The organism is Streptomyces sp. NPDC088350 (assembly GCF_044753545.1).
Classification (GTDB): domain Bacteria; phylum Actinomycetota; class Actinomycetes; order Streptomycetales; family Streptomycetaceae; genus Streptomyces.
Genome location: NZ_JBIVNL010000013.1, coordinates 120,774 through 143,725 on the forward strand (window position 1 = coordinate 120,774; position 22,952 = coordinate 143,725).

Consider the following 22,952-nt stretch of genomic DNA (forward strand, 5'->3'; position numbering starts at 1 on the left):
GACCCACACCTCTGCCCGGGGACCCACACCTCCGGCCGGGGACCCACACCTCCGGCCGGAGAGCCGCGCCCCGAGGTCGAAAACCGCGCCGCCAGGCCAGTGGCCCTTTGCGCCCAGACGGAGTCCCGCACGTCTCCGGGCCGGAGGCCTACCTGCCTGGCCTTCACGCCCCGGTCAGCACGCTCGCGCCCCGCCGGTCCAGCCCGCACCTCCCGGCCGGGGCCTGTACGCCCTGGCCGTTCATGCTCCGGACGGACAGCCACGCCTCCACACGGCAGGCTCAGGCTCCAGGCCGGCGGCCCCTCGCGCCCCGGCACGTGGGCTCCGCGTCTTCGGGCTTGAGCCCTGTGCGCCTGGCCGCCGGACTCCGGGAGAGCCATACCCCCGCCCCGCAGGCTCACGCCCCGGGCCGAAGGCCTACGCCCCCCAAGCCGTCACGCCCCGCCCACCAATCTCAGACCCGTGGCCGAGGCCCACGCCCCCAAACGGTCACGCCCCGCCCACCAACCTCAGACCCGTGGCCGAGGCCCACGCCCCCAAACGGTCACGCCCCGCCCAGCAACCTCACACCCCCGGCCGGAGGCCCACGCGTCCAAACCGCGAACCCCGCCCCCGGCCGGAGGCCCACCTACCCGAGCGAACCGCAGAACCCCCACACCCCGCGCCGCCGCCGGAGGCCTACGCCCCCTCAACCCCCGTAGCCGGCTGAATGTCCGGCTGGAGTTCGTCCGCGTGCTCGCCCGTCACCAGGAACACCACGCGCTTCGCGACCGATACGGCGTGGTCGGCGAAGCGCTCGTAGTAGCGGCCGAGGAGGGTGACGTCGACCGCCGTCTCGATGCCGTGCTTCCACTTGTCGTCCAGGAGGTGCTGGAAGAGGGTGCGGTGGAGCAGGTCCATGTCGTCGTCGTCCGCCTCCAGCTGGAGGGCGAGGTCGACGTCCTTCGTGATGATGACCTCCGCCGCCTTGGCCATCAGGCGCTGCGCGAGCTGGCCCATCTCCAGGATCGTCGCGTGCAGGTCGTGCGGCACGGCGCGGTCCGGGAAGCGCAGCCGGGCGAGCTTCGCCACGTGCTGGGCGAGGTCGCCGGAGCGCTCCAGGTCGGCCGACATGCGCAGGGACGTGACGACGATGCGCAGGTCCGTAGCGACCGGCTGCTGCCGGGCCAGCAGGGCTATGGCCCGTGCTTCCAGGTCGTGCTGGAGGTCGTCGACCTTCTTGTCGGCCTCGATGACGCTCTCGGCCAGCTTCAGGTCGGAGTCCAGGATGGCCGTGGTGGCGCGTCCGATCGCCGAACCGACCAGCCGGGCCATCTCCACCAGACCGTCACCGATCGAGTCAAGTTCCTCGTGGTACGCGTCCCGCATCAGGGTTCCCTCTCCTACGTTTGCTTCGGGGGTTCAAGGGCTCAGGGGCTCACAAGCTCAGGGGCATGGGCCCGTCGGTATGACTGAAAAACCGGCCCTTCCACCCCACGCTCCCACGTTCCCGCTCCTACGCGACGGTTTCCGCCACCCCAAATGAATCAATACTGGCTCCAAGGTGAACTCTGGGCGACGAGTGTTCGAGGTCGCACTCCGATGGCTGTGGCCAGGAGGTATCCCATGCCTAACCTGGGAGCATGGACGTGAACGCGGCGGTCGCCGCAGCGGCAGCGATCGCCGGGGTACTCACCGGTGTCATCGCCATGCTGGCGTTCCGCTGGAGCGAACGCGACCAGAAGCGACCGACCAGGACATCCCTGCATACGGACCCGGTGCTTCCGCCGGGTGTGGACACCGTGCTCTCGGTGCTCCGCTCCTCTGCCGTCGTCCTCGACGAGGCGGACGCCGTGGTCAAGGCCAGCTCGGCGGCGTACGCCCTCGGACTGGTCCGCGGCGGAAAACTCTCCGTCGACCCGATGCTCAAGATGGCCCGGGACACCCGGCGCGACGGCGAGATACGCCAGGTCGAGCTGGATCTGCCCCGGCGGGGCACCGGACGCGGCGAGGCTCTCGCCGTGTCCGCACGGGTGGCCCCCCTCGGCTCCCGGCTCGTCCTGCTCCTCGTGGAGGACCTCACCGAGGCCCGCCGCATCGAGGCCGTACGACGTGACTTCGTGGCGAATGTCAGCCACGAACTGAAGACTCCCGTCGGCGCGCTCTCCCTCCTGTCGGAGGCGGTCATGGACGCCTCCGACGATCCTGAGGCGGTGGAGCGTTTCGCCGGCCGGATGCAGATCGAGGCCACCAGGCTGACCAATCTCGTGCAGGAGCTCATCGACCTGTCACGGGTCCAGAACGACGACCCCCTCGAAGACGCCGAACCCGTCCGCGTCGACGAACTCGTCGCCGAGGCCATCGACCGCTGCCGGCACCAGGCCGGCACCAAGCAGATCACCATGGCCGCCGGCGGCACCGCCGACCTGCACGTCTGGGGCAACCGCGGCCAGCTGGCCGCCGCCCTCGGCAACCTGGTCGAGAACGCCGTCAACTACTCGCCCGCCCGCACCCGCGTCGGCATAGCCGCCCGCCGGGTGAACGCGCCCGGCGGCGACCACATCGAGGTCGCCGTGACCGACCAGGGCATCGGGATATCCGAGAAGGACAAGGAGCGCGTGTTCGAGCGCTTCTACCGTGTCGACCCGGCCCGCTCACGGGCCACCGGCGGTACGGGTCTCGGGCTGGCGATCGTCAAGCACGTGGCCGCCTCGCACGGCGGGGAGGTCACGGTGTGGAGTTCCGAGGGACAGGGCTCCACGTTCACCCTGAGGCTGCCGGAGGCGGGTGCGGCCCGCGACCGTGCCCACCAGCACCCCGACCTCGACGACGAGGTCGAGGGGTCCCCTGACACATCCCCGTACGAACCGCTTCCCGCCCCGGAGGTCCTTCCGTGACCCGAGTGCTCGTCGTCGAGGACGAGGAGTCCTTCTCCGACGCCCTGTCGTACATGCTCCGCAAGGAGGGCTTCGAGGTCGCCATCGCGACCACCGGGCCCGACGGACTCGACGAGTTCGAGCGCAACGGCGCCGACCTCGTCCTGCTCGACCTGATGCTGCCGGGCCTGCCCGGCACGGAGGTCTGCCGCCAGCTGCGCGGCCGTTCCAACGTCCCCGTCATCATGGTGACGGCCAAGGACAGTGAGATCGACAAGGTCGTAGGCCTGGAAATAGGAGCCGATGACTACGTCACCAAGCCCTTCTCGTCCCGCGAGCTCGTCGCCCGTATCCGGGCCGTCCTGCGCCGCCGCGGCGAGCCCGAGGAGGTCACCCCGGCCGCCCTCGAGGCAGGTCCGGTCCGCATGGACGTGGATCGCCACGTGGTCACGGTCTCCGGCTCCAAGGTCGACCTGCCCCTCAAGGAGTTCGACCTGCTGGAGATGCTCCTGCGCAACGCGGGCCGCGTACTGACCCGCATGCAGCTCATCGACAGAGTCTGGGGCGCCGACTACGTGGGCGACACCAAGACCCTGGACGTCCACGTCAAGCGCCTCCGCGCGAAGATCGAACCTGACCCGGGTGCGCCCAGGTACCTGGTGACGGTGCGCGGCCTCGGCTACAAGTTCGAGCCGTAGACCGACCAGCAGGCTTGACGGTCGCTACGACACGAAGGGCGGGACCTCTCCATGAGGTCCCGCCCTTCGTCGTACGACGTGCTGCTACGGCTGCTCAGCCGGCGGAGGCCGACTGTGTGGCCGTGGCGCTCGCGGAGGCGGAGTCGGTCGGTGTGGCCGACGTGCTCTTGCCCGGCTTGGGCGAGGTGGAGGTGGTCGCCGAAGCGCCCGCGGCCGGGGTCGGGATCGCGGTCGGGCCCCACTTGGTGAAGTAGCTGTCGGCCGGGACGACGAAGGCGCTCAGGCTCACGCCGCCGGTCGTGCTGAGGGTGAAGGTGATCTTCTGGGCGTTGCCGTCCGTGACGCCGGTGGCGTCGGTCAGCGCGGCGGAGGCGTTGCCCTTGCCGCCCAGGACGAGCGAGCCGCCGGCCGGGACGACCAGCGGGCCCTTGCCCTTGGCGGGGGTGAGCGTGGCGGTCCCGGCGCCGTCGACGCTCACGGAGTCCAGGGTCTGGTTGGTGGTGCCGGTGTTGAACACGGTCGCGGAGATCACCGCCGGGCCCGTGGACGCGGTGTCGGGCTGGGTGATGACGAGCGCGTTCTGCACCTTGATGACGCCGACGGAGACGGCCGCGTTGTCCGGCTTGACCTCCAGCGTCTGTGCGTCGTTGCCGGCGCCGCACGCGGCGAGCGAGGCGATCGAGAACGCGATGGCGGCGGCGGCGAGGGCGCCGCGTCGAAGGCTGCTGCTCACGGCGGCGGCTACTCCTTGAACGTGGGCGGAGCAGGGCGACTTCCCAATAAAGGCGCCCTAAGTGTCTGTCAGCGGCCTTAGGTTACCGAGCCGTTCCCGCACCACCGCACCCGACCCTCCCCCAACCGGGTACCCGTGTGCCACAAGTGACTCGCGGGTCACTTGCGTCCGGCACTCGTCCGGCATTCACATAAGCAGCTCAGCCGTCCGTCGGCGGATTTTCCGTGAAGAATGCAGGACGCCTCGAAGAATTGATCACCGGCCGTTCCGTGCCACCTCGGTGATCAATTCCGGATTCGCCTCGCACCGGGCTCCGCCCACCGAACGGAGTAGCGGAAGTCGAGCACTTGGAACCAGACATTTGGGGACGTTCGTCCACTTGGAGGCGCCTCCGGATGTGTGTAACGTACGCGTTTCACCTCGCCCGGAGAGCCGCTCCGACCTGCGAATACCCTCTTCCGCTCGGCCTCCGCAGCACGTTCCTGTTACTGTTGTCAAGCCCCGAGATATGCCCTGACCTGCGAAAACGCCATTCAGAACCCGCAGTTTCCGTGTTACCCTGGATAGCCACGGAAGGGGTACCTGTCACATGACGTTCAAGGTTGGCGACACCGTGGTCTATCCCCATCACGGGGCCGCGCTGATCGAGGCTATCGAAACTCGCCAGATCAAAGGCGTGGACAAGACCTACTTGGTGCTGAAGGTCGCCCAGGGTGACCTGACGGTGCGTGTGCCAGCGGACAATGCGGAGTTCGTCGGCGTACGTGATGTGGTCGGTCAGGACGGGCTGGACCGGGTCTTCGAGGTGCTGCGCGCTCCGTATGCCGAGGAGCCCACGAACTGGTCGCGTCGTTACAAGGCAAATCTGGAGAAGCTCGCCTCCGGCGATGTCATCAAGGTCGCGGAAGTCGTCCGTGACCTGTGGCGTCGTGAGCGCGAGCGCGGACTCTCCGCAGGTGAGAAGCGCATGCTCGCCAAGGCTCGCCAGATCCTGGTGAGTGAGCTCGCGCTCGCGGAGAACACGAACGAGGACAAGGCCGAGGCCCTGCTCGACGAGGTTCTCGCGTCCTGACGCAGGCGACTGGTACGCCCTGCTCAGCACACTGAAATGCCGTGGTGCCCGATGACAGCTCCCTTGTCGCCGGGCGCTTCGGCATGTCCGGGGGTTTTCCGACTCCGTCGAAGGCCTCGCCCTGACCGACTCCGGTCCCGGCCCCGTCGAACGTCGGAGAAACGTCCCCCGGTTCCCCGATAATGGTGTGCCGGGCCCGGGCAGCAGGCTCGACCGGTGTCACGGAAGGGTCCGGTCAAGGCGTCGCGCCCGGCACTCCTCAGGCCATACCCACGTAGGTCGAGCACACAAACCTGACAGGAACCGATGTCTGACGATTCGCGCCCTTCGCAAGCGCAGTCTTCCGCCGCGGCCGTCATTCCGGCCGCCGGCCGTGGCGTACGCCTCGGTCCGGGCGCCCCCAAAGCGCTACGCGCGCTGAACGGCACCCCCATGCTCATCCACGCGGTCCGCGCACTCGCCGCGTCGCGTGCCGTCTCCCTGGTCGTCGTCGTGGCCCCGCCCGACGGCACCGCCGAGGTCAAGACGCTCCTCGACGCCCACGCGCTGCCCGAGCGCACCGACTTCCTGGTCGTCCCCGGCGGCGACTCCCGCCAGGAGTCCGTGAAGCTCGGCCTGGACGCGCTGCCGCCCGGCTACGACATCGTCCTGGTCCACGACGCGGCCCGCCCGCTCGTCCCGGTCGACACGGTCGACACGGTCATCGAGGCCGTACGGGACGGAGCCCTCGCCGTCGTACCGGCGCTGCCCCTCGCCGACACCGTCAAGGAAGTCGAGCCGGCCGCGCGTCCCGGCGACCCGGAGCCGGTGGTCGCCACCCCCGAGCGGGCCCGCCTCCGCGCCGTGCAGACCCCGCAGGGCTTCGACCGCGCCACGCTGATCCGCGCCCACGAGACGGTCACGGACAACGTCACCGACGACGCGAGCATGGTCGAGCAGCTCGGCCTCACGGTCGTGGCCGTCCCCGGCCACGAGGAGGCCTTCAAGGTGACCCGCCCCCTGGACCTGGTCCTCGCGGAGGCGGTTCTCGCCCGCAGGAGGCTGAACGATGGCTTCTGAGTCCCTTCCGTTCGCCCTGCCCCAGGTCGGCATCGGCACGGACATCCACGCCTTCGAGGAGGGCCGCGAACTGTGGTGCGCCGGTCTGAAGTGGGAGAACGAGGGCCCGGGCCTGGCCGGCCACTCCGACGCGGACGTCGTCGCCCACGCCGCCTGCAACGCCCTGTTCTCGGCAGCGGGCCTCGGCGACCTGGGCCAGCACTTCGGCACGGGCCGCCCGGAGTGGTCGGGTGCGTCGGGCGTCACCTTGCTGACAGAGGCCGCGAGAATCGTCCGTGAGGCGGGCTTCACCATCGGCAACGTCGCCGTACAGGTCGTAGGCCCGAGACCGAAGATCGGCAAGCGGAGGGACGAGGCGCAGAAGCTGTTGTCGGAGGCGGCGGGAGCTCCGGTGTCGGTTTCCGGCGCGACGACGGACGGTTTGGGCTTCCCCGGTAGGGGAGAGGGCTTGATGGCGGTGGCAACAGCGCTGGTGGTGAAACGCGCTTAACTGGCCCGACCTTTGCTTTTAGGGGCGCGGGGCTGTATCAATTTGCGGCTCCGCCGCGTGGGCGCGACCAGCCCCCACCGGCCCGCAGACAACAATCGACCCAACCGTCTGAGGCACAGCGAAACGCCCACTACCCTTGTACCGTGACCATTCGTCTGTACGACACCAGCGCCCGGCAGATTCGCGACTTCACCCCGCTCACCGCGGGCTGTGTCTCGATCTACCTGTGTGGTGCCACCGTGCAGGCCGCCCCGCACATCGGCCACATCCGCTCGGGCCTGAACTTCGACATCCTGCGCCGCTGGTTCGAATACCGCGGCTACGACGTCACGTTCATTCGCAACGTCACGGACATCGACGACAAGATCATCGCCAAGTCCCGTGACCAGGGCCGCCCTTGGTGGGCGATCGGGTACGAGAACGAGCGCGCGTTCAACGACGGGTACCAGGCACTCGGCTGCCTCCCGCCGACGTACGAACCGCGCGCGACCGGGCACGTCCCCGAGATGATCGAGATGATGCGCGGGCTCATCGAGCGCGGTCACGCGTACGAGGCCGACGGCAGCGTCTACTTCGACGTGCGCTCGTACCCGGACTACCTTCAGCTGTCCAACCAGGACATCGACGACCTGCGTCAGCCCTCCGAGGAGGGCATCACCGGCAAACGCGACCCGCGCGACTTCGCGATGTGGAAGGCGACCAAGCCGGGCGAGCCCGACTGGGAGACGCCGTGGGGCCGCGGCCGGCCCGGCTGGCACCTGGAGTGCTCGGCGATGGCGCACAAGTACCTGGGCCCCGTCTTCGACATCCATGGCGGCGGCCTCGACCTGATCTTCCCGCACCACGAGAACGAGATCGCCCAGGCGAAGGCCTACGGCGACGACTTCGCGCAGTACTGGCTGCACAACGCCTGGGTCACCATGAGCGGCGAGAAGATGTCGAAGTCGCTCGGCAACAGCGTGCTGGTGAGCGAGATGGTCAAGGTGTGGCGGCCGATCGTGCTGCGCTACTACCTCGGCACCCCGCACTACCGCTCGATGATCGAGTACAGCGAGGAGGCCCTGCGCGAGGCCGAGTCGGCGTTCGCGCGGATCGAGGGCTTCGTGCAGCGGGTCGTGGAGAAGGCCGGAGCGGTCGAGCCCGCGGCCGAGGTGCCGCCCGCGTTCGCCGAGGCGATGGACGACGACCTGGGCGTGCCGCAGGCCCTCGCCGTCGTGCACACCACGGTCCGGCAGGGCAACAGCGCGCTGGCCGCCGACGACAAGGAGGCCGCCGTGGCCCGCCTCGCCGAGGTGCGCGCGATGCTCGGCGTCCTCGGCCTCGACCCGCTGGACCCGCAGTGGGCGGGAGAGACGGACCGGGGCGAGGACCTGCACGGCGTCGTCGACACCCTGGTCCGCATGGTCCTCGACCAGCGCGAGGCCGCCCGGAGCCGTAAGGACTGGGGCACCGCGGACGCCATCCGCGACCAGCTCAACCAGTCCGGCCTGGTCATCGAGGACGGCCCGCAGGGCCCGCGCTGGACCCTCGGCCCACGCTGAACCCAACCCCGGTCAACGAAGATCGACTGTGCCGCCCGGCCCTCCGGGCGGCACACTGCATAGACGCACGTGTTCATTCGTACTCGTGCACACTCATCGCATCGCACAGACAGGTAGGTAATGGCAGCCAACAACCGCCGCATGTCCGGCAAGAAGGGCGCGCAGGTCGGCAGTGGCGGCCAGCGGCGCCGGGGTCTCGAAGGCAAGGGCCCGACCCCGCCCGCCGAGGCGCGCAAGGGCCACAAGAAGAACCGCGTCGCCAACGCCAAGGCCAAGCAGGTCCAGCGCCGCCCGGTCGCGCGCGGGCGCGGCGGCAAGGGCACGTCCGAGATGGTCGTGGGGCGCAACCCGGTCGTGGAGGCGCTGCGCGAGGGCGTTCCGGCGGTCACGCTGTACGTCCAGCAGTTCATCGACAACGACGAGCGGGTCCGCGAGGCGCTCCAGCTCGTCGCCGAGCGCGGCGGCGTCCACCTCATGGAGGCCCCGCGCCCCGAGCTGGACCGCATGACCAACGGCCTCAACCACCAGGGCCTGGTCCTCCAGGTCCCGCCCTACGAGTACGCGCACGCCGAGGACCTCGCCAACGCCGCCTACGACAAGGGCGAGGACCCGCTGATCGTCGCCCTCGACGGGGTGACCGACCCGCGCAACCTCGGCGCGATCGTCCGCTCCGTCTCCGCGTTCGGCGGCCACGGCGTCCTCGTCCCCGAGCGCCGCGCGGCCGGCATGACCGCCGGTGCCTGGAAGACGTCGGCGGGTACGGCGGCCCGTACGCCCGTCGCCCGCGCCACGAACCTGACGCGCGCCCTGGAGGCGTACAAGAAGGCGGGCCTCGCGATCGTCGGCCTCGCCGCCGACGGTGAGCACGAGGTCGGTGAACTCGCCGCCCTGGAAGGCCCGGTGGTCATCGTCGTCGGCAGCGAGGGCAAGGGCCTGTCCCGACTCGTGGGCGAGACCTGCGACTTCCGGGTGCGGATCCCGATGCCGGGCGGCGCGGAGTCGCTCAACGCGGGTGTCGCGGCCGGGGTCGTGCTCTACGAGGCGGCACGCAAGCGCTCCTGAACGGATGTTCGGCACCGTCACCCACTCGGGGCAATCTGGGGGGCGAGGGCGAGCTTGACGCTGTCCGGACACTTCCGGCAAGTCAAAGCAGTGTCCTAAACACACGTCACTCGGTTAGATGAGTGTGGACACCAGAACACCCCGCACACCCACGGGGGACCGCTCGTCCGGATTCCAGTCCGGGTTGGACGACGCTCCCGCGCTGAGCATGGTGAAGGTGCCGAGCGATCCGGCCCAGGTCATCGTCAATCATGCGAGCTTCCGCGTGCAGCTGGGCGCCTCGACGCGCACCCAAAACCCGCGCCTCGCACGGCACTTGAGTGCCGCCGAGGACACCGCCCGGATGCCCGCGGCCGGCGCGGGTGCCGCGCGCCGCAGGCCCGTCGTCTGGAGCGGCAGGTCCGCCCCGGACGACACCGGCGCCATCCGGCTCCTCCAGGCCGTGCGGGGCAGCGGCGTCCGCCACGGCGACCAGCCGGCCGGCGACGCCGGGGCCACGCAGGTCATCCCGCGTATCGAGGACGCCGGTTACGCCCGCGCCTACGACGGCGACCTGACCGCGCAGACCCTGGAAACCCCCCTGGTCGGCGCCCAGCGCGGCCACGACCACGACACCGGCGAGAACCGACTCCTGCCGCAGATGCGGACCGTGGGCAGCGCCTACGACGAACCCGCCTACGGAGGACGGGAGTTCGAGGACTTCGGCGCGGACGAGACGGACGCGGAGCGGGACCGGCGCGCCAAGCGCTACGGCAACGACCCGGTACGGCACGCCTATTACCCCGGCCGCCGTATGAACCTCGGCGTCGTCCTCCTCCCGCTCCGCATCTTCCTCGGCTTCATCTCCATCTACGCCGGCATGGGCAAGCTGTGCGACCCCGTCTACTTCGACGGCGGCAAACGCGGCTCCATGGTCAAGTGGCTCAACACCCTGCACCCCTGGGAAGTCGCCGAGCCGCTACGGCAGTTCGCCCTCCACCACCCCGTCGGCTCCGGGCTCGTCATCGCCTTCGCCCAGGTCGTCGTGGGCGTCCTGACGATCCTCGGCCTGTGGCAGCGGGTCGCGGCGGTCGGCGGCGTCCTGCTCTCGGCAGCGCTCATCGTGACCGTCAGCTGGAAGACCGTTCCGGCCTACGACGCCCCCGACATCATCTACCTCGCCGCCTGGTCCCCGCTGATCATCGCCGGCGCCCCCGTCTACTCCGTCGACGGCCGCCTCGCGGGCAGCGCCTGGCGCCGCCTCGGACCCCGCGCCGACATCTGGGAGCTGCGCCGCTACGTCCTGCGCCGCGGCGCCCTCATCACGGCGGTCTCGATCGGCCTCACCCTGCTCATCGGCTCGCTGCTCGGCGGCGCGGTCCGCGACGCCGGCCGCGTGGTCGTCCCCGGCCCCGGCGAGGCCCCGCGCAACGAACTCCCCGGCACCCCGCTCCCCGGCGAACCGACCAAGGGCCGCAGCAGCAGCCCCAGGGCGTCCAAGTCGCCGTCGCAGCACGCCACTTCGGCGAGCCCCTCGGGCGCGGCGACGACCCCGGGCGCGACCCACTCGTCCGGTACGGCCACCAGCGGCGCCCCCAGCCAGACACAGGGCACCGCGGGCCGTACGCAGCCCCAGCACTCCTCCCCGGCCGGCCAGGCCCCCAGCACCACCTCAGGACCCACGTCGGGCGGCGCCACCACCGGCGGCACCGGCTCCAGCGGCGGCGCCGGCACCGGGGGCTCCTCGTCCTCCGGCCAGCCGGGCCTGGTGGGCGGCCTGTTGGGGTAGCTGGGCCGGTGGGCGGCTTGTTGACACAGCAGCCCACCGGCTGACAACCAGGAATGCGAGAGGGCCCGCACTTTCCAGTGCAGGCCCTCTTGTGTTCTTAGGGGCGCGGGGCCGTATCAATATGCGGCTCCGCCGCGCGGGCGCGACCAGCCCCCACCGGCCCGCACTCAACGACCAAGCGCAGCAAGCTCCTTGGCGGCTTCTCTCAGATCCTTCGCGGTATCGATGGCCCGCCAGTAAGCCCCCTGCGGAATCGGGAACCCGGCCAGCCGCAACTCCCGCGCAAGGTGAGGAAACGTCGTCCGCTCGTGATCCCCCCGCTCCGGCAACAACCCGGCGAACTCGGGCGAGAAGACGTACACCCCCGCATTGATCGCGTACTGCGTCGGCGGCGACTCGATGAAGTCCGTGACGCGCCCGAAGTCGTCCGTCTGCACGGCACCCCAGGGGATCCGCGGCCGAGCCAGCGCGATCGTGGCGACGGCGTCGCGCTCGGTGTGGAAGTCCGCCATGTCGCGGAGCGAGAAGCGGGTCCAGATGTCGCCGTTGGTGGCGAACCAGGGGCTGTCCGGGCGGGGCAGGTGCGCGGCGGCGTACTTGAGGCCGCCGCCGCGGCCCAGGGGCTCCGTTTCGACGACTGTGGTCACGTCGACCGGAAGATCGGCTGTTTTCAGCCAGTCCTGCAGCACCTCGGCGAGGTGCCCGCAGCTGACGACGACGTCGGTCACGCCCTCCTCGGCGAGCCAGACGAGCTGATGGCCGATGATCGGCGTCCCCGTGCCGGGGATCTCGACCATCGGCTTGGGCCGGTCGTCGGTGTAGGGGCGCAGCCGGGATCCCTGGCCACCGGCCAGAATCACGGCTTGGGTGGGGCGCGACGCGGCGTTCGGATCGGTCATGACCCGAACTGTACGTGGCGGCCCCACCGCATCTTTCGGCTGCAACCGTTCCTTAATCAGCCGTTACCGACCTCCTACTCCGGGCACCGGTTCCGGTCAGCTGTGCGCGGCCATGACCCCGGAGGCGAACGCGGTGTCGCACACGGGGCGGGCGTAGGACTGGGCGCGCGTCGCGCCGTAGATACGGACCGCGGCGCGGCCCAGTGCGCGGGCGATGGAGGTGCAGTGGCCGGCGAGCGACGGGCGGCCGTTCACCGCCTCCTGGAGGTGGGTCAGGACGACGCCGGGGTTCTTGTCCTGGAGCTCCGTCATGAGCTGGTCGCGCAGGATGTCCTGCGGGGCGCGTGCGGCCGCCCGGGAGGAGGCTCCGGCCGCCGTGACGTCCGTCGCGGTGAGCATCGAGCTGGAGGGGCTCCCCGACCAGTTGACCCGGGTGACCGCGAGGGTGCCGGAGAGCACCATGACGACGGGCAGGACGAGGGCGAGGGTGCGGCCGACCCGGCGGGCGGGGCCCCGGCCGCGTCGCGGCTGTTGGTTATTGGAGTGCTTCACGCGTGTGAGGGTAGCGTCCGGTAATGATTTGGCGACATTTAGTCACCGATTCGGGGGATGGATTGGTGCCTCGTATTGGGTAGGGCGTTGACGAACGCTGCTCGAAATGACGGGTCTGCCGGGGTATTTGTCGACAGCGGTCGGACGACCCTCCTCAACTGCCCCCAACGGGAAGGGCCCCGCGGTGATCCGCGGGGCCCTTCCCCTGAAACATACGAACGTTTGATCAGTCGGTGAGGCGCTCGCCCGTGGAGGTCGAGAACACGTGGAGCTCACCCGGACGCGGCACCACGTGCAGCGTGGAACCCTTCTCCGGCACCGAACGGCCGCTGACGCGGACGACCAGGTCCTTCAGGTCGTCGCCGACCTTGGCGCTGCCGTAGACGAAACCGTCGGCGCCCAGCTCCTCGACGACGTTCACGGTGACCGCGAGACCGGCCGGGGCGTCCTCGGTGTCCTTGGTGAGGGACTTCGCGGCCTCGCCGTTGTGCTCCTCGATGTCGAAGTGCTCGGGGCGGACGCCGACGGTCACCGTGCGGTCACCCTTGTCGGAGGCGGCCTTGAGCGCGTCACGGTTGACCGGGACGACCGAGTTGCCGAACTTCACGCCGCCGTCGGTGATCGGGACCTCGATCAGGTTCATGGCGGGGGAGCCGATGAAGCCGGCGACGAAGAGGTTCTTGGGGCGGTCGTACATGTTGCGCGGCGAGTCGACCTGCTGGAGCAGACCGTCCTTGAGCACGGCGACCCGGTCGCCCATCGTCATGGCCTCGACCTGGTCGTGGGTGACGTAGACGGTGGTGATGCCGAGACGGCGCTGCAGCGAGGCGATCTGCGTACGGGTCGAGACACGGAGCTTGGCGTCGAGGTTCGACAGCGGCTCGTCCATGAGGAAGACCTGGGGCTCACGCACGATGGCGCGCCCCATGGCGACACGCTGGCGCTGACCGCCGGAGAGCGCCTTCGGCTTGCGGCCGAGGTAGTCCGTGAGGTCGAGGATCTTCGCCGCGTCCTCCACCTTCTGGCGGATCTCGGCCTTGTTGACGCCGGCGATCTTGAGCGCGAAGCCCATGTTGTCGGCGACCGTCATGTGCGGGTACAGCGCGTAGTTCTGGAACACCATGGCGATGTCCCGGTCCTTCGGCGGCAGGTGCGTGACGTCGCGGTCACCGATGCGGATGGCGCCCGCGTTGACGTCCTCGAGCCCCGCGAGCATGCGGAGCGAGGTGGACTTGCCACAGCCGGACGGACCGACGAGGACGAGGAACTCGCCGTCCCCGACCTCGATCTCCAGACCGTCTACGGCGGGCTTCTCGGTGCCCGGGTAAATCCGGGTCGCCTTGTCGAACGAAACAGTGGCCATGGTGAAGGCCCCCTTCTACCGGCAGGAACGTGCCGGACGATCCGAGTAGGAAGGTGGTTGGTGTAGTCCACATGAGTGAACTGGGTACGGACGGTACCTGGCGTTTGCCCGGTCTGTCAGTACCCGGGGCCATGTGAACTTCGCGGAAATTTTCGACAGGGGGTGGCGGGGACCTGGGTACACTGCACCAGGCACGTGATCGCGCACGTCTCGCAACTCGTGCAGGCCTCCTTAGCTCAGTTGGCCAGAGCAACGCACTTGTAATGCGTAGGTCGTCGGTTCGAATCCGACAGGGGGCTCCATGGAAATCCCCGGGTCAGGTCTCTGGCCTGGGGTTTCTTGTTTTTGTTGACCTTGGGATCCGGCTGATCGGGCAGCTGTGGGCTACGCGTCGCCATGCGTAGGTCTGGGATCGACTGCCAGTCGGTGTTTCCGTTCGCAGAGCTGTGACCTGGCTCTTTTGCTCTGTGCCGCCGGTCGGCTTCGGTCTGTCGGGTTCGGGCAGTCTCACGATCAACGCGCTCCGCCTGGGGCGCGATCCACGACCCGCCCAAGAGGAGCTAACAGAAAGCGCTCGGGGCCCATGTCTCGTTCCGTGCGGCCTGGACGGGCCAGGGGGCAGGTGAAGGGCCCGCCGTGGCTGGTGGCGGACGATGTGTGGGTGCGGATCGAACCGCTGCTCCCGGTCAGGTCCCGGCGGCACGCGGCAGCGGCGTAGAGGCCGGCGGGGTCTGCGCAGGCGCCGCGGCTCCAGCCGGCCGTGGTCGACCGCGTGGTACATCGCCCCGCGCCCTCGCCGGTGCTCGGCCGTGAGCGTCAACTCCACCAGCGACGTCACCGGGTCGTTCGACCACAGCACAGCACAGCACAGCACAGCACCGCGTCGGTCGGCTCGAAGAACGCATCCGACCGGCTGTAGAGGCAGTCGTAGAACTGGACGCGACAGTGGGACAGGACACGCGACAGTGGGACAGGACACCCGACAGTGCGACAGGACACCCGACGCGGTGTCAGGGACTGCTCAGCGGTGTGACTCTTCACCAGCGGCCTTTCCCGCACGCGACGTTGCTCGACGGCACCTCGAAGCGTGAAGAACGGCCGCCCCGCTGGCCCGGGAACGAACCAAGATCAGGGGGGCGGGTGAACGGCCGAGGTCAGACACCGAGCTGAGGCGGGCTCAGCGGTCGAGGGGCACGTAGGTGCCGCCGGGCAGGTCCGGTGTTTCGGCGGCGTCGAGCAACGCGGCGGCGACCGTGGCGCGGCTGACGCGGGCGGGGAAGAGCCGATGAGGTGCCTGGTTCAGGTCCACGGTGCGGCGGTGCTCGCTGAGCGGTCCGGCAGACAGCGGCCCGCAGTGAAAGACCGTGCCCCCGGCGTCGAGGACGGTCGTGTCGGCGGTGACCTTGTCGGTGAGTTCGGCACCCATGGCCCGCAGCAGGGTGCGCGTCAGGGCGCCGGCCGCGGCGGCGGAGGCGCCGGTGCCGAACGCCCCCATCCAGATGATGCGCTCGGGGACGGCGGCCACGGCGCTACGAGCACCCGCGGTCAGCACACCGACCTGGTCACGGCTGGGGATACCCAGTGCGGAGATGATGGCGGTGGCGCCTTTGAGCGCACGGCCGACGGCGTCGGCGTCCCGTACGTCGGCGCGCACCCGGATCAGCTGGTCGTCATGACCGGTGGCCGGGAGGCGGTCGGGATCACGGGCGACGGCCGTGACGGTGTGGCCACGATCAAGGGCCTGCTGGATCAGCTGCTGCCCGGTGGCTCCCGAAGCGCCCAGAACAGTGAGATGCATGTCGAACTCCTTGCAGGCAGGCGGTACTTGGGGGGTTTGGTGATTTCTGCGGGGTGACGGACGCCGCCGCGGCTCAGGCGGTGCTGGACAGCACGTTCAGAGCGGCGGCGTGCACTCCTGGCGCGGCGACCAGCAGATCGGCGCCCGGCCGCCAGGTCCGGCCGTACAGATCGGTGGCTATGGCGCCGGCTTCGGTGGCGAGCAGTACACCCGCGCCCACCCCTGACATCTCGGGCTGGAACTGCCAGTAGGCGTCGTACTGTCCGGCGGCCACGCCCAGCAGCGGGAAGGTGGTGGGGACGGTGCTGCGTACCAGCAACGCGTTGCCCAGCATGGCGGCGAACGCCTGCGCCATGTGCCGGCGTTGTGCCTGGTCTTCCCCGCCGTCCTGGCTGGTGGTCGTCATCGCCACTTTGAGGTCGGTCTTGGCGGACGCCCGCAGCCGAGTTCCGTTGCGGAAGGCACCGCCGCCGCGCACGGCGGTATGGGTGACGTTGCCGAGGGGCTGATGCACCACGCCGAGCACAGGCTCGTTGTCGCGGACCAAGGTGATGGTGGTGCCCCATTCGGTCAGCCCGTGCAGGTGGTTGATCGCGCCTTCGACGAGGTCGCTCACCCACCACTCGCCGGCGGGCAGACCGCCCTGGTGCTGTTCCTCCTCGTCCTCGCCCAGCCAGGTGGCCTGCGGCCGGATCGCGGCCAGGGCAGGCTGAACGCCCTCGGCGGCTTCTTCTTCCATGGGTCCGAAGCGGCTCATGATGTCCTCACGGGTGACCGGTCGGGCACCTGGTGAGTAGCGGGCAAGTACGCGGGCGCCGATCCGTTCGGCGACCTCGACGACGGCGGGGAGCAGGGCCGAGTCGTCGGTGACCGTGCTCGGCACGGCAGGAGCGGACTTGGCAGGAGCAGACATGGCAGGAGCAGACATGGCGGGGACCTCCGAGAGGTGAGGGACATGAGCAGAAGCCGCTGCTTCAGCGGTGGTTGTTCGTGTACGGGGGATGCGAGGCGCCACCGAGGTCGGCCTGCGAGGCGGCCGAGGGCGCGGTTCAAAGGGTTACGGCGAGCAACACCGTCCCGCCCGAGCCGGACCGCGCGCTCCCGTACCGCCGGTGCATGCGCATACGTCCTGCGGCGACCCGAGACAGCTGGTAGGGGGCCGCGTCACGTGCGAACTCGGCCCCAGGGTTTGAAGACCGAGAGGACCATGGCAAAGCTCAACAGCGCCATGGCGGTGGCGGCGAGGAACGAGACGAACCAGATGTCCTGCAACGGCTGCTCGCCCGTGGCGAGTTCGGTGAAGGGACCCAGGAACGCCGGCATCAGCGCGCAGGCGATGACGTTGAGGACCAGCTTCGCGGCGACCCACCAGTAGCGTACGAGGCCCCATTTGGTGGCCAACCCCAGTAGCACACCGGTGAGCAGGCAGACCGTCCCCGCTATGAGTGCTGAGAGCAGCAGAGGGACGACGAAAAAGTCCGCGAGTGCGCGATATACGGCGGTGCGGTCCTCGCCCGCGCGGGCCCAACCGATCGCCACCAGGACGATGGAGATGACATCGATGCCGATCCAGGCTCCCGCCGAGGCGACGTGCGTGACCAGGATGCTCTTGCGCAGCCGGGCCGGGATGCTCCACAGGACCCGGCGGGCCCGTTGCGGTGGGGTGGTTGGCGCTGCGGAAAGTGTGGTCATGGCTGTCCCAGTCTGTGGATCGTCTCGGCTACGGCTCAGCAGTCGGAGCCTGTGACGGGGCCCGTCCTGAACGGATGGGTGACCTGCGGTGTGCGGCGGACCTGTCTGTGTGGAGCCGGCCACAACACCCGGCTCGGCCCGCGCGATGGCGAGTTGGGGTGGCAGGGTCAGGGCGGTACGGCAGGGGCGCCGATCAGATCGAGGACAGGACGTCCAGCGCGGTGGTGTGGATCTGCGGGGCGGCGGCCAGGAAATCGCGGCTGGCCGCGTTCCAGGGCTTGCCGTCCAAGTCGGTGACGGTGCCTCCGGCCTCGGCGACCAGCAGGGCGCCCGCGACGAGACCGGAGCGGACGTCCGAGAACTGCCAGAAGGCGTCCATACGTCCGGCGGCGACGTGGATGAGCTGCAGCGTGGCCGGCACGGACACCCGTACCACCAGACCGGCGGTGAGCATGGCGGTGACCGATTGCCCGATGCGGCGGAAGGTGTCGGTGCTCTCGCCGGGACGGGCCTGTCCGGTGCCGATCAACGCGGCCCCCAGGTCACTCTTCGCCGACACCGTCAGCCTACGGCCGTTGAGGTGGGCGCCACCGCCGGCGGTGGCGGTATAGGTGTCCCCGGTCAGCGGGAGGTGGACGACCGTGAGGACCGGCTGGTTGTCGCGCACCAGGGTGGCGGTCACGGCCCAGTCCGGCATGCCGTGAACGTGGTTGATGTTGCCCTCGGCCGGGTCGGCGACCCACCACTCGCCCGGCGGGAGCGCCCCGCCGGCCAGCTCGTCCTCCGCCCACCGCGATCCCGCCCTCGCCCGCAGCAGCGGCTCTCGCAGTACGGCGAGGACCGCGTCGTCGTTCGCGTGGATCTCGCCGACGACCTCCTCCAGGCTCACACCCCGGGCGTGGGTCGTGTAGCGCTCCCGCAGGGTGACTCCGGCGTCCTCCACCGCGGCGGTCACCGCGGACAGGAGCGTGGCGTCGGGGTCAGAAGGCATGGCTGTGCGCATGGGGCATTCCCTTGGGTCGGTGGAAGCGGGGTGTTTCCGGACGCTGTCCCTGCCCCGCACCTCGAAGGTAGAAGCCGCCACTGTTAACAGCAAGTGCATCGTTTTCACTTATACAGTTACTGGCATGCAACTGGATCTGAACCTGCTCGCCGCCCTGGACGCACTCCTTGAGGAAGGAAGCGTCCAGGGTGCCGCCGCCCGCCTTCATGTCACCTCCCCGGCGATGAGCCGCTCTCTGGGCCGTATCCGCAAGGCCACCGGCGACCAGATCCTGGTCCGCACCGGACGCCACATGACTCCCACCACCCGCGCCCTGGCCATGCGCACCGAGGTCCACGCCTTGGTGCAGCAGGCCCACCACCTGCTGTCCGCTCAGACGGAACTCGACCTGGCGAGGCTGGAGCGAGTGTTCACCGTCCGCTGGCACGACGCCCTCACCACCACCTGTGCGACCGCCCTGATCGCCGCGGTGCACCGCCAGGCCCCCGGGGTGCGACTCCGACTGACCGCCGAGCCCGGTGACGACACCCCCGAGCTACGCCGCGGCGAGGTGGACCTCGCCTCCAGCGCCGGCCCGCCGTCCCTGCCCGACATCGGCCACCGCCTCATCGGCCGCGACCGGCTCGTCCTGGCTGTCCGCCCAGGCCACTCCCTCACCCAACAGCCCGTCACGCCCGAGAGATACGCGGCGGCCGATCACCTCACCGTCTCCCGGCGCGGACTCCTCCACAACCGGGTCGACGACGCCCTGAGCGCCCTCGGCCACGAACGCCGTGTCATCGCCTCCGCCCCCACCACCGCCACCGCACTCCAACTCGCCCGCGACACAGACCTCGTGGTCACGCTCCCCGACGCGGCCACCCGCGCCGCCCGCGACCAACTCGGCCTGACCACCCTGCCAGTGCCACTCGACCTGCCCGAAGTCCCCCTGCACCTGCTCTGGCACCAACGCCACGACAACGACCCCGCCCACACCTGGCTACGCGAAACAGCCACCCAAATCCTGCGCACCCTGTTCATCCCACCCGGCCAGTAGCCGCCCTCGGCCGCACCCTGTACGCCACCCTCGCCCGCCGCACCGGCGTCACCACCCGCACCGTCACGCTGATCACCTCCGGCGGGACCACCACCACGGCGTTCGTGACGAACTCCGGCCCGTTCCCCTGCTCGTGGGGATCGCGCTCACACCCGGCATGGTGCGCGGCAGCCTCCCCGTCCTCCAGGCCGCCGCCGTCACCGACCGTCGGGGAACTACGCACTACGGGCGGCTCTCCGGGCTGCTGGGCGCGCCTGCCGCCATCGCGTCCGCCCTGGCGCCGTTCGCGGGAGCCGGGCCGACAGGACCGCCCGGCGGGTATCCCGGCCTTACCGTCGCAGCCCCTTCTGCGTGAGCGATGTGTGAGCGATGCGTGAGCGGACGGTGCGGCAGGAGCCGTCCCGACGTGGACCGGGCCCCCGTGGCGAACCTGTCCTGACCTGGTGGTCCCGGACGGCGAGTCGGCGTCCGCAACCAACCACCAAGATCCTGCCCGGACTTGGCATGGCCTTCCTGCGCCCCGCTGTCCGGCTTCGTACGGAACGGCTGGGACATCGGCCTGCGCAACGGGCAACAACGCGGCCCACGCCAGGAGCGGTCCGATCAGGGAGATGGTGACGTAGTCGCGGCGGGGTCGGTCGTCGGTGGCGGGGCGCAGGCCGTCGCGCTGGGGGTGGGGGACCGAGAAGGTGAGAGTACGCCTGGGGGTGAGGTGCTGGGCGATGGCCGGGAGCAGCAGCTCGGGGACCGGAAACGGATGGTCCGCCACAGGGCCGGCCTCCGACCTGCGGAAGAGATGAGTGCTCCCGCCTCGCACATGTGACGAGCGAGGCGGGAGCACACTGTTCTGTTGGCCAGGGGCAGGGTTCTGTTCCGGGCGCGCTGGGGTCTACTTGAGGTAGACGATCCCGTCCGTGGTGACGGCAGGACGCCCGGCGGTGCCCTTCACCACGATCTTGAGCGTGTGCTTCGCGCTGCCGGCCCAGGTCTTGGTCCAGATGGCGCTCCGGTAAGCCGTCGTGGCCGATGCGAGGTCCACGGTGGTCACCTTCTTGCCGTCGACGTAGACGTCCGCCTGTCCGGAGGCGGCTGCCCGGGAGACCACCCAGGCGACCGACCGCCCAGTGAAGGTCCAGGTCAGTGAGGCGTTCTTGGCGCTGCTGGTGCGGGACTTGCCGCCGAGGTAGTTGGACGAGGACTTCACCGTCCAGGTCCCGGTCTTCGCGGCCGAGGTCTCCTGAAGGATCACCGGCGTCCCCGACACGGAGGCGGCGGCCGAGTTGCCCACCACGTCGTACGCCCGGAGCGACCAGGTCGTGGCGGCACCGGACTTGGCGGTGTGGGCGGCACTCGTCACCGTCGGCCCGTACGTCTTGGCGAGGGGCGCGGTGAGCTTCGCCTCCTTCAGGGAGACGTTGTCGGTCGCCTTCCAGCCGAGGGTCAGCGGGACGGCCGTCGTGTTCACCGTGCCGGTCCGCAGGGCCAGGTTCGGCTTGGTGGTGAAGGTCGGTGCGGTGGTCTCGGCGACGACGGTCCGCGCCGCGCTGGTGACGGTCCGGCCGGACTGGTGAACGGCCTTGACCTGCACCTGGTGAGTGCCAGGGGCGAGGGGCAGCTTGGCGGAGGTCGCCGTGGCCGCAGCGGTGGCGGCTGTCTTGCCGTCGACCAGGATCCCGTACGACGAGATGAGTGCCGTCGGGGTCGTGGTGGACCAGGTCACCGTGAGGGGGCCGTTGGTGTAGGCGGTCGTACCGACCGCACTTGTGCCGGTGGCCTTGGTGAGGGTGAGGTCGGTGACAGGGCCGGCGGCCAGCGTGCGGACCGTGCCGAGGGCGGTGTAGAACGCGTCACCCGGGCACAGGGTGTTGTAGCCGTCGCGGTGGCCGTGGATCGCGGGGAACGTCATCTGCTCGCCCGGGCCCCAGCTCTTGCCGGCGAGGTTCTGGCCGCTGACGGCGGTGGTGAGGGTGACCTTCGAGTCCGGTTCGACGCCGTACTGACCGAGCTTCCAGGCGGAGAGGCGGGCGACCGAGGTCATCGCCTCCGCCGAGGGTGCGGCGTCCATGTAGGTGCCGAGGACGGAGATGCCGGTGGTCTGCGAGTTGAAGCCGTACGCGTGCGCGCCGACGACCGGGAGACCGACACCGCCCTTGCGGCCCTCGTAGATCGTCCCGCACTTGTCGACGAGGAAGTTGTAGCCGATGTCCTTCCAGCCGAGCGTTGTCACGTCGTACGTGTAGATCGCGTTGATGATCGAGGGTGCCTGGGCGCAGGTGTAGTCGTTGGTCGAGGCCGTGTGGTGGACGACCACCGCCTTGATCTTCCCCGCGATGTACGTCGGTTCCTCCGGGCTCAGTGCCTCGTCAGCGCCCCACCCCGAGCGCGCGGTGACAGCGGGCTGGGCAACCGTGGAAGGCGGTGGGGTGGGAGTGGTCGCCGAGGGTGAGGGTGAAGTGGTCGCCGACTCGCTGGGCGTGGTGCTCCCGGAGTCCGTGGGTGCCGCGGACGGCGACTCCGACGCGGACGCGGACTCGGAGTTCGTGGGGGAGGGCTCGGTGGCTGCCGGATCGGGCGTCGAGGGCTCGGTGGAGCTGACCTCGGTCGGGTCGGACGTGGGGGACTCGGAAGCGGTGGGCTCCTCGGTTCCGTCCGCGGCGAAGGCGGCGGGCTCGACGTCGCCCCCGGTGCTCCTGCTCCTGCCACCAGACGTGACCATGTCGAGGCGAAGCCCCTGGGGCAGCCTGGAGGCCGGCTTCCCGTTGACCCGTGCCTCGACGCCGTCGGAAAGACCGACCCATGCGGGCTCGGTACCACCCCGGGAGGCGCCCCGCTCTCCCACACCGTTGTCACTGTCGAGAGTCAGCCAGCCGGACCATTTCCCGGACCCGGCGGCCCTGGTCCGCACCTCGACCTTGCCCACCAGGCTGGAGGAAGGTTTCCGCCAGGTGACCCCGAGCATGCTGAACGGCTCGACGTCCCGCCGGCCGAGCGACGCGGACCCGCCGTCACCGCTCATCTCCAGCGCGGCCGACCGGACTTGATCGCGGACCGGTCCCGCATCGCGGCCACGGTCCTCACCGCTGCCGGATCCCCCGCTCACCCCCTGCACTGCCAACGTCCCGCACACGGCCGCAGCGACGACCGCACCCGTCCCCCACCAACGACGCGTTCTCATACCGGCTTTGATACCTTCCTCGCAATTGTGGACTCAGGCATGTCGCCCGGTGGCTGAATCTCGCACACCCTTCAGGCGACCGGGCACAGCTCTCGCCAGGATGGAACTTCCTCAACAGCAAAAGGGGAACCAGCGATTCCGGCCGCACCGCGCGTT

20 protein-coding genes, 1 tRNA gene and 1 pseudogene are annotated in these 22,952 nt (G+C 70.0%); 11 read left to right on the forward strand and 11 right to left on the reverse strand.

Annotated features, from left to right (window positions below; translation table 11 throughout):
• Positions 1–678 precede the first annotated feature (678 nt).
• On the reverse strand, positions 679–1,368 hold the full coding sequence (phoU, locus tag ACIQBL_RS38180) for a phosphate signaling complex protein PhoU (protein ID WP_401950759.1): 690 nt from the start codon (positions 1,366–1,368) through the stop codon (positions 679–681).
• 254 nt (positions 1,369–1,622) lie between these two features.
• Here phoU and ACIQBL_RS38185 point away from each other — a divergent pair, with 254 nt between their 5' ends.
• Both ACIQBL_RS38185 and ACIQBL_RS38190 read left to right on the forward strand, forming a co-directional pair.
• Positions 1,623–2,876 (forward strand): sensor histidine kinase, encoded by a 1,254-nt coding sequence (locus ACIQBL_RS38185; protein WP_401950762.1) that lies wholly within the window; start codon positions 1,623–1,625, stop codon positions 2,874–2,876.
• The gene (locus ACIQBL_RS38190; protein WP_009340348.1) at positions 2,873–3,553 is read left to right on the forward strand and encodes a response regulator transcription factor; all 681 of its coding nucleotides are present in this window, start codon (positions 2,873–2,875) and stop codon (positions 3,551–3,553) included. Before ACIQBL_RS38185 ends, ACIQBL_RS38190 begins: the two co-directional genes overlap by 4 nt.
• A 94-nt stretch (positions 3,554–3,647) precedes the next feature.
• Here the strand turns inward: ACIQBL_RS38190 and ACIQBL_RS38195 are convergent, their stop codons facing one another.
• Positions 3,648–4,286 carry a DUF461 domain-containing protein gene (locus tag ACIQBL_RS38195; RefSeq protein ID WP_401950765.1) on the reverse strand — a complete coding sequence of 213 codons (639 nt, stop codon included), beginning with the start codon at positions 4,284–4,286 and terminating at the stop codon, positions 3,648–3,650.
• A 589-nt stretch (positions 4,287–4,875) separates the two neighbouring features.
• Between ACIQBL_RS38195 and ACIQBL_RS38200 the strand changes: the two genes are divergently transcribed.
• From ACIQBL_RS38200 to ACIQBL_RS38225, 6 genes are all read left to right on the forward strand, one after another.
• Complete coding sequence (locus ACIQBL_RS38200; RefSeq protein WP_003953493.1) at positions 4,876–5,358, forward strand: CarD family transcriptional regulator; 483 nt, start codon at positions 4,876–4,878, stop codon at positions 5,356–5,358.
• A 306-nt stretch (positions 5,359–5,664) separates the two neighbouring features.
• Positions 5,665–6,417 (forward strand): 2-C-methyl-D-erythritol 4-phosphate cytidylyltransferase, encoded by a 753-nt coding sequence (ispD, locus tag ACIQBL_RS38205; RefSeq protein ID WP_401950768.1) that lies wholly within the window; start codon positions 5,665–5,667, stop codon positions 6,415–6,417.
• On the forward strand, positions 6,407–6,907 hold the full coding sequence (gene ispF / locus ACIQBL_RS38210; RefSeq protein ID WP_401950771.1) for a 2-C-methyl-D-erythritol 2,4-cyclodiphosphate synthase: 501 nt from the start codon (positions 6,407–6,409) through the stop codon (positions 6,905–6,907). The genes ispD and ispF overlap by 11 nt, the downstream gene beginning before the upstream one ends.
• Positions 6,908–7,050: 143 nt before the next feature.
• Entirely contained in the window at positions 7,051–8,448 is a 1,398-nt protein-coding gene (gene cysS / locus ACIQBL_RS38215; RefSeq protein WP_401950774.1) for a cysteine--tRNA ligase, read from the forward strand.
• A gap of 120 nt (positions 8,449–8,568) precedes the next feature.
• A complete protein-coding gene (rlmB, locus tag ACIQBL_RS38220) occupies positions 8,569–9,510 on the forward strand; it encodes a 23S rRNA (guanosine(2251)-2'-O)-methyltransferase RlmB (RefSeq protein ID WP_043673273.1) in 942 nt (313 codons plus the stop codon).
• Positions 9,511–9,628: 118 nt separating this feature from the next.
• Positions 9,629–11,278: a DoxX family membrane protein gene (locus ACIQBL_RS38225; protein WP_401950777.1), complete on the forward strand. Its 1,650-nt coding sequence runs from the start codon at positions 9,629–9,631 to the stop codon at positions 11,276–11,278.
• A gap of 167 nt (positions 11,279–11,445) precedes the next feature.
• Here ACIQBL_RS38225 and ACIQBL_RS38230 read toward each other — a convergent pair whose 3' ends face one another.
• From ACIQBL_RS38230 to ACIQBL_RS38240, 3 genes are all read right to left on the reverse strand, one after another.
• On the reverse strand, positions 11,446–12,177 hold the full coding sequence (locus tag ACIQBL_RS38230; RefSeq protein ID WP_401950780.1) for an NDP-sugar synthase: 732 nt from the start codon (positions 12,175–12,177) through the stop codon (positions 11,446–11,448).
• 96 nt (positions 12,178–12,273) lie between these two features.
• On the reverse strand, positions 12,274–12,729 hold the full coding sequence (locus ACIQBL_RS38235; protein WP_401950783.1) for a hypothetical protein: 456 nt from the start codon (positions 12,727–12,729) through the stop codon (positions 12,274–12,276).
• A 226-nt stretch (positions 12,730–12,955) separates the two neighbouring features.
• Positions 12,956–14,092, reverse strand: coding sequence for an ABC transporter ATP-binding protein (locus ACIQBL_RS38240; RefSeq protein ID WP_401950785.1), 1,137 nt, complete (start codon positions 14,090–14,092; stop codon positions 12,956–12,958).
• Between the two features lie 225 nt (positions 14,093–14,317).
• On the opposite strand from ACIQBL_RS38240, the gene ACIQBL_RS38245 reads away from it, so the two are divergent.
• Positions 14,318–14,394: transfer RNA gene (locus ACIQBL_RS38245), tRNA-Thr, on the forward strand.
• An 875-nt stretch (positions 14,395–15,269) separates the two neighbouring features.
• Here ACIQBL_RS38245 and ACIQBL_RS38250 read toward each other — a convergent pair.
• The 4 genes from ACIQBL_RS38250 to ACIQBL_RS38265 all read right to left on the reverse strand — a co-directional run bounded on the left by ACIQBL_RS38250 (position 15,270) and on the right by ACIQBL_RS38265 (position 18,585).
• Positions 15,270–15,890: an NAD(P)-dependent oxidoreductase gene (locus ACIQBL_RS38250; protein ID WP_401950787.1), complete on the reverse strand. Its 621-nt coding sequence runs from the start codon at positions 15,888–15,890 to the stop codon at positions 15,270–15,272.
• 73 nt (positions 15,891–15,963) lie between these two features.
• Positions 15,964–16,803, reverse strand: coding sequence for an inositol monophosphatase family protein (locus ACIQBL_RS38255; protein WP_401950789.1), 840 nt, complete (start codon positions 16,801–16,803; stop codon positions 15,964–15,966).
• A 251-nt stretch (positions 16,804–17,054) separates the two neighbouring features.
• On the reverse strand, positions 17,055–17,582 hold the full coding sequence (locus ACIQBL_RS38260) for a hypothetical protein (RefSeq protein WP_401950791.1): 528 nt from the start codon (positions 17,580–17,582) through the stop codon (positions 17,055–17,057).
• A 193-nt stretch (positions 17,583–17,775) separates the two neighbouring features.
• On the reverse strand, positions 17,776–18,585 hold the full coding sequence (locus ACIQBL_RS38265) for an inositol monophosphatase family protein (protein WP_401950793.1): 810 nt from the start codon (positions 18,583–18,585) through the stop codon (positions 17,776–17,778).
• Positions 18,586–18,709: 124 nt separating this feature from the next.
• Between ACIQBL_RS38265 and ACIQBL_RS38270 the strand changes: the two genes are divergently transcribed.
• A complete protein-coding gene (locus ACIQBL_RS38270; RefSeq protein ID WP_401950796.1) occupies positions 18,710–19,621 on the forward strand; it encodes a LysR family transcriptional regulator in 912 nt (303 codons plus the stop codon).
• A 133-nt stretch (positions 19,622–19,754) separates the two neighbouring features.
• Positions 19,755–19,976 (forward strand): hypothetical protein, encoded by a 222-nt coding sequence (locus tag ACIQBL_RS38275; RefSeq protein ID WP_401951150.1) that lies wholly within the window; start codon positions 19,755–19,757, stop codon positions 19,974–19,976.
• A 255-nt stretch (positions 19,977–20,231) separates the two neighbouring features.
• Here the strand turns inward: ACIQBL_RS38275 and ACIQBL_RS38280 are convergent.
• Together ACIQBL_RS38280 and ACIQBL_RS38285 are read right to left on the reverse strand one after the other, a co-directional pair.
• Positions 20,232–20,366 (reverse strand): annotated as a pseudogene (locus ACIQBL_RS38280) (SAM-dependent methyltransferase); the annotation flags it as partial.
• A gap of 144 nt (positions 20,367–20,510) precedes the next feature.
• Complete coding sequence (locus tag ACIQBL_RS38285) at positions 20,511–22,796, reverse strand: peptidoglycan recognition protein (RefSeq protein WP_401950798.1); 2,286 nt, start codon at positions 22,794–22,796, stop codon at positions 20,511–20,513.
• Positions 22,797–22,952: the final 156 nt, after the last annotated feature.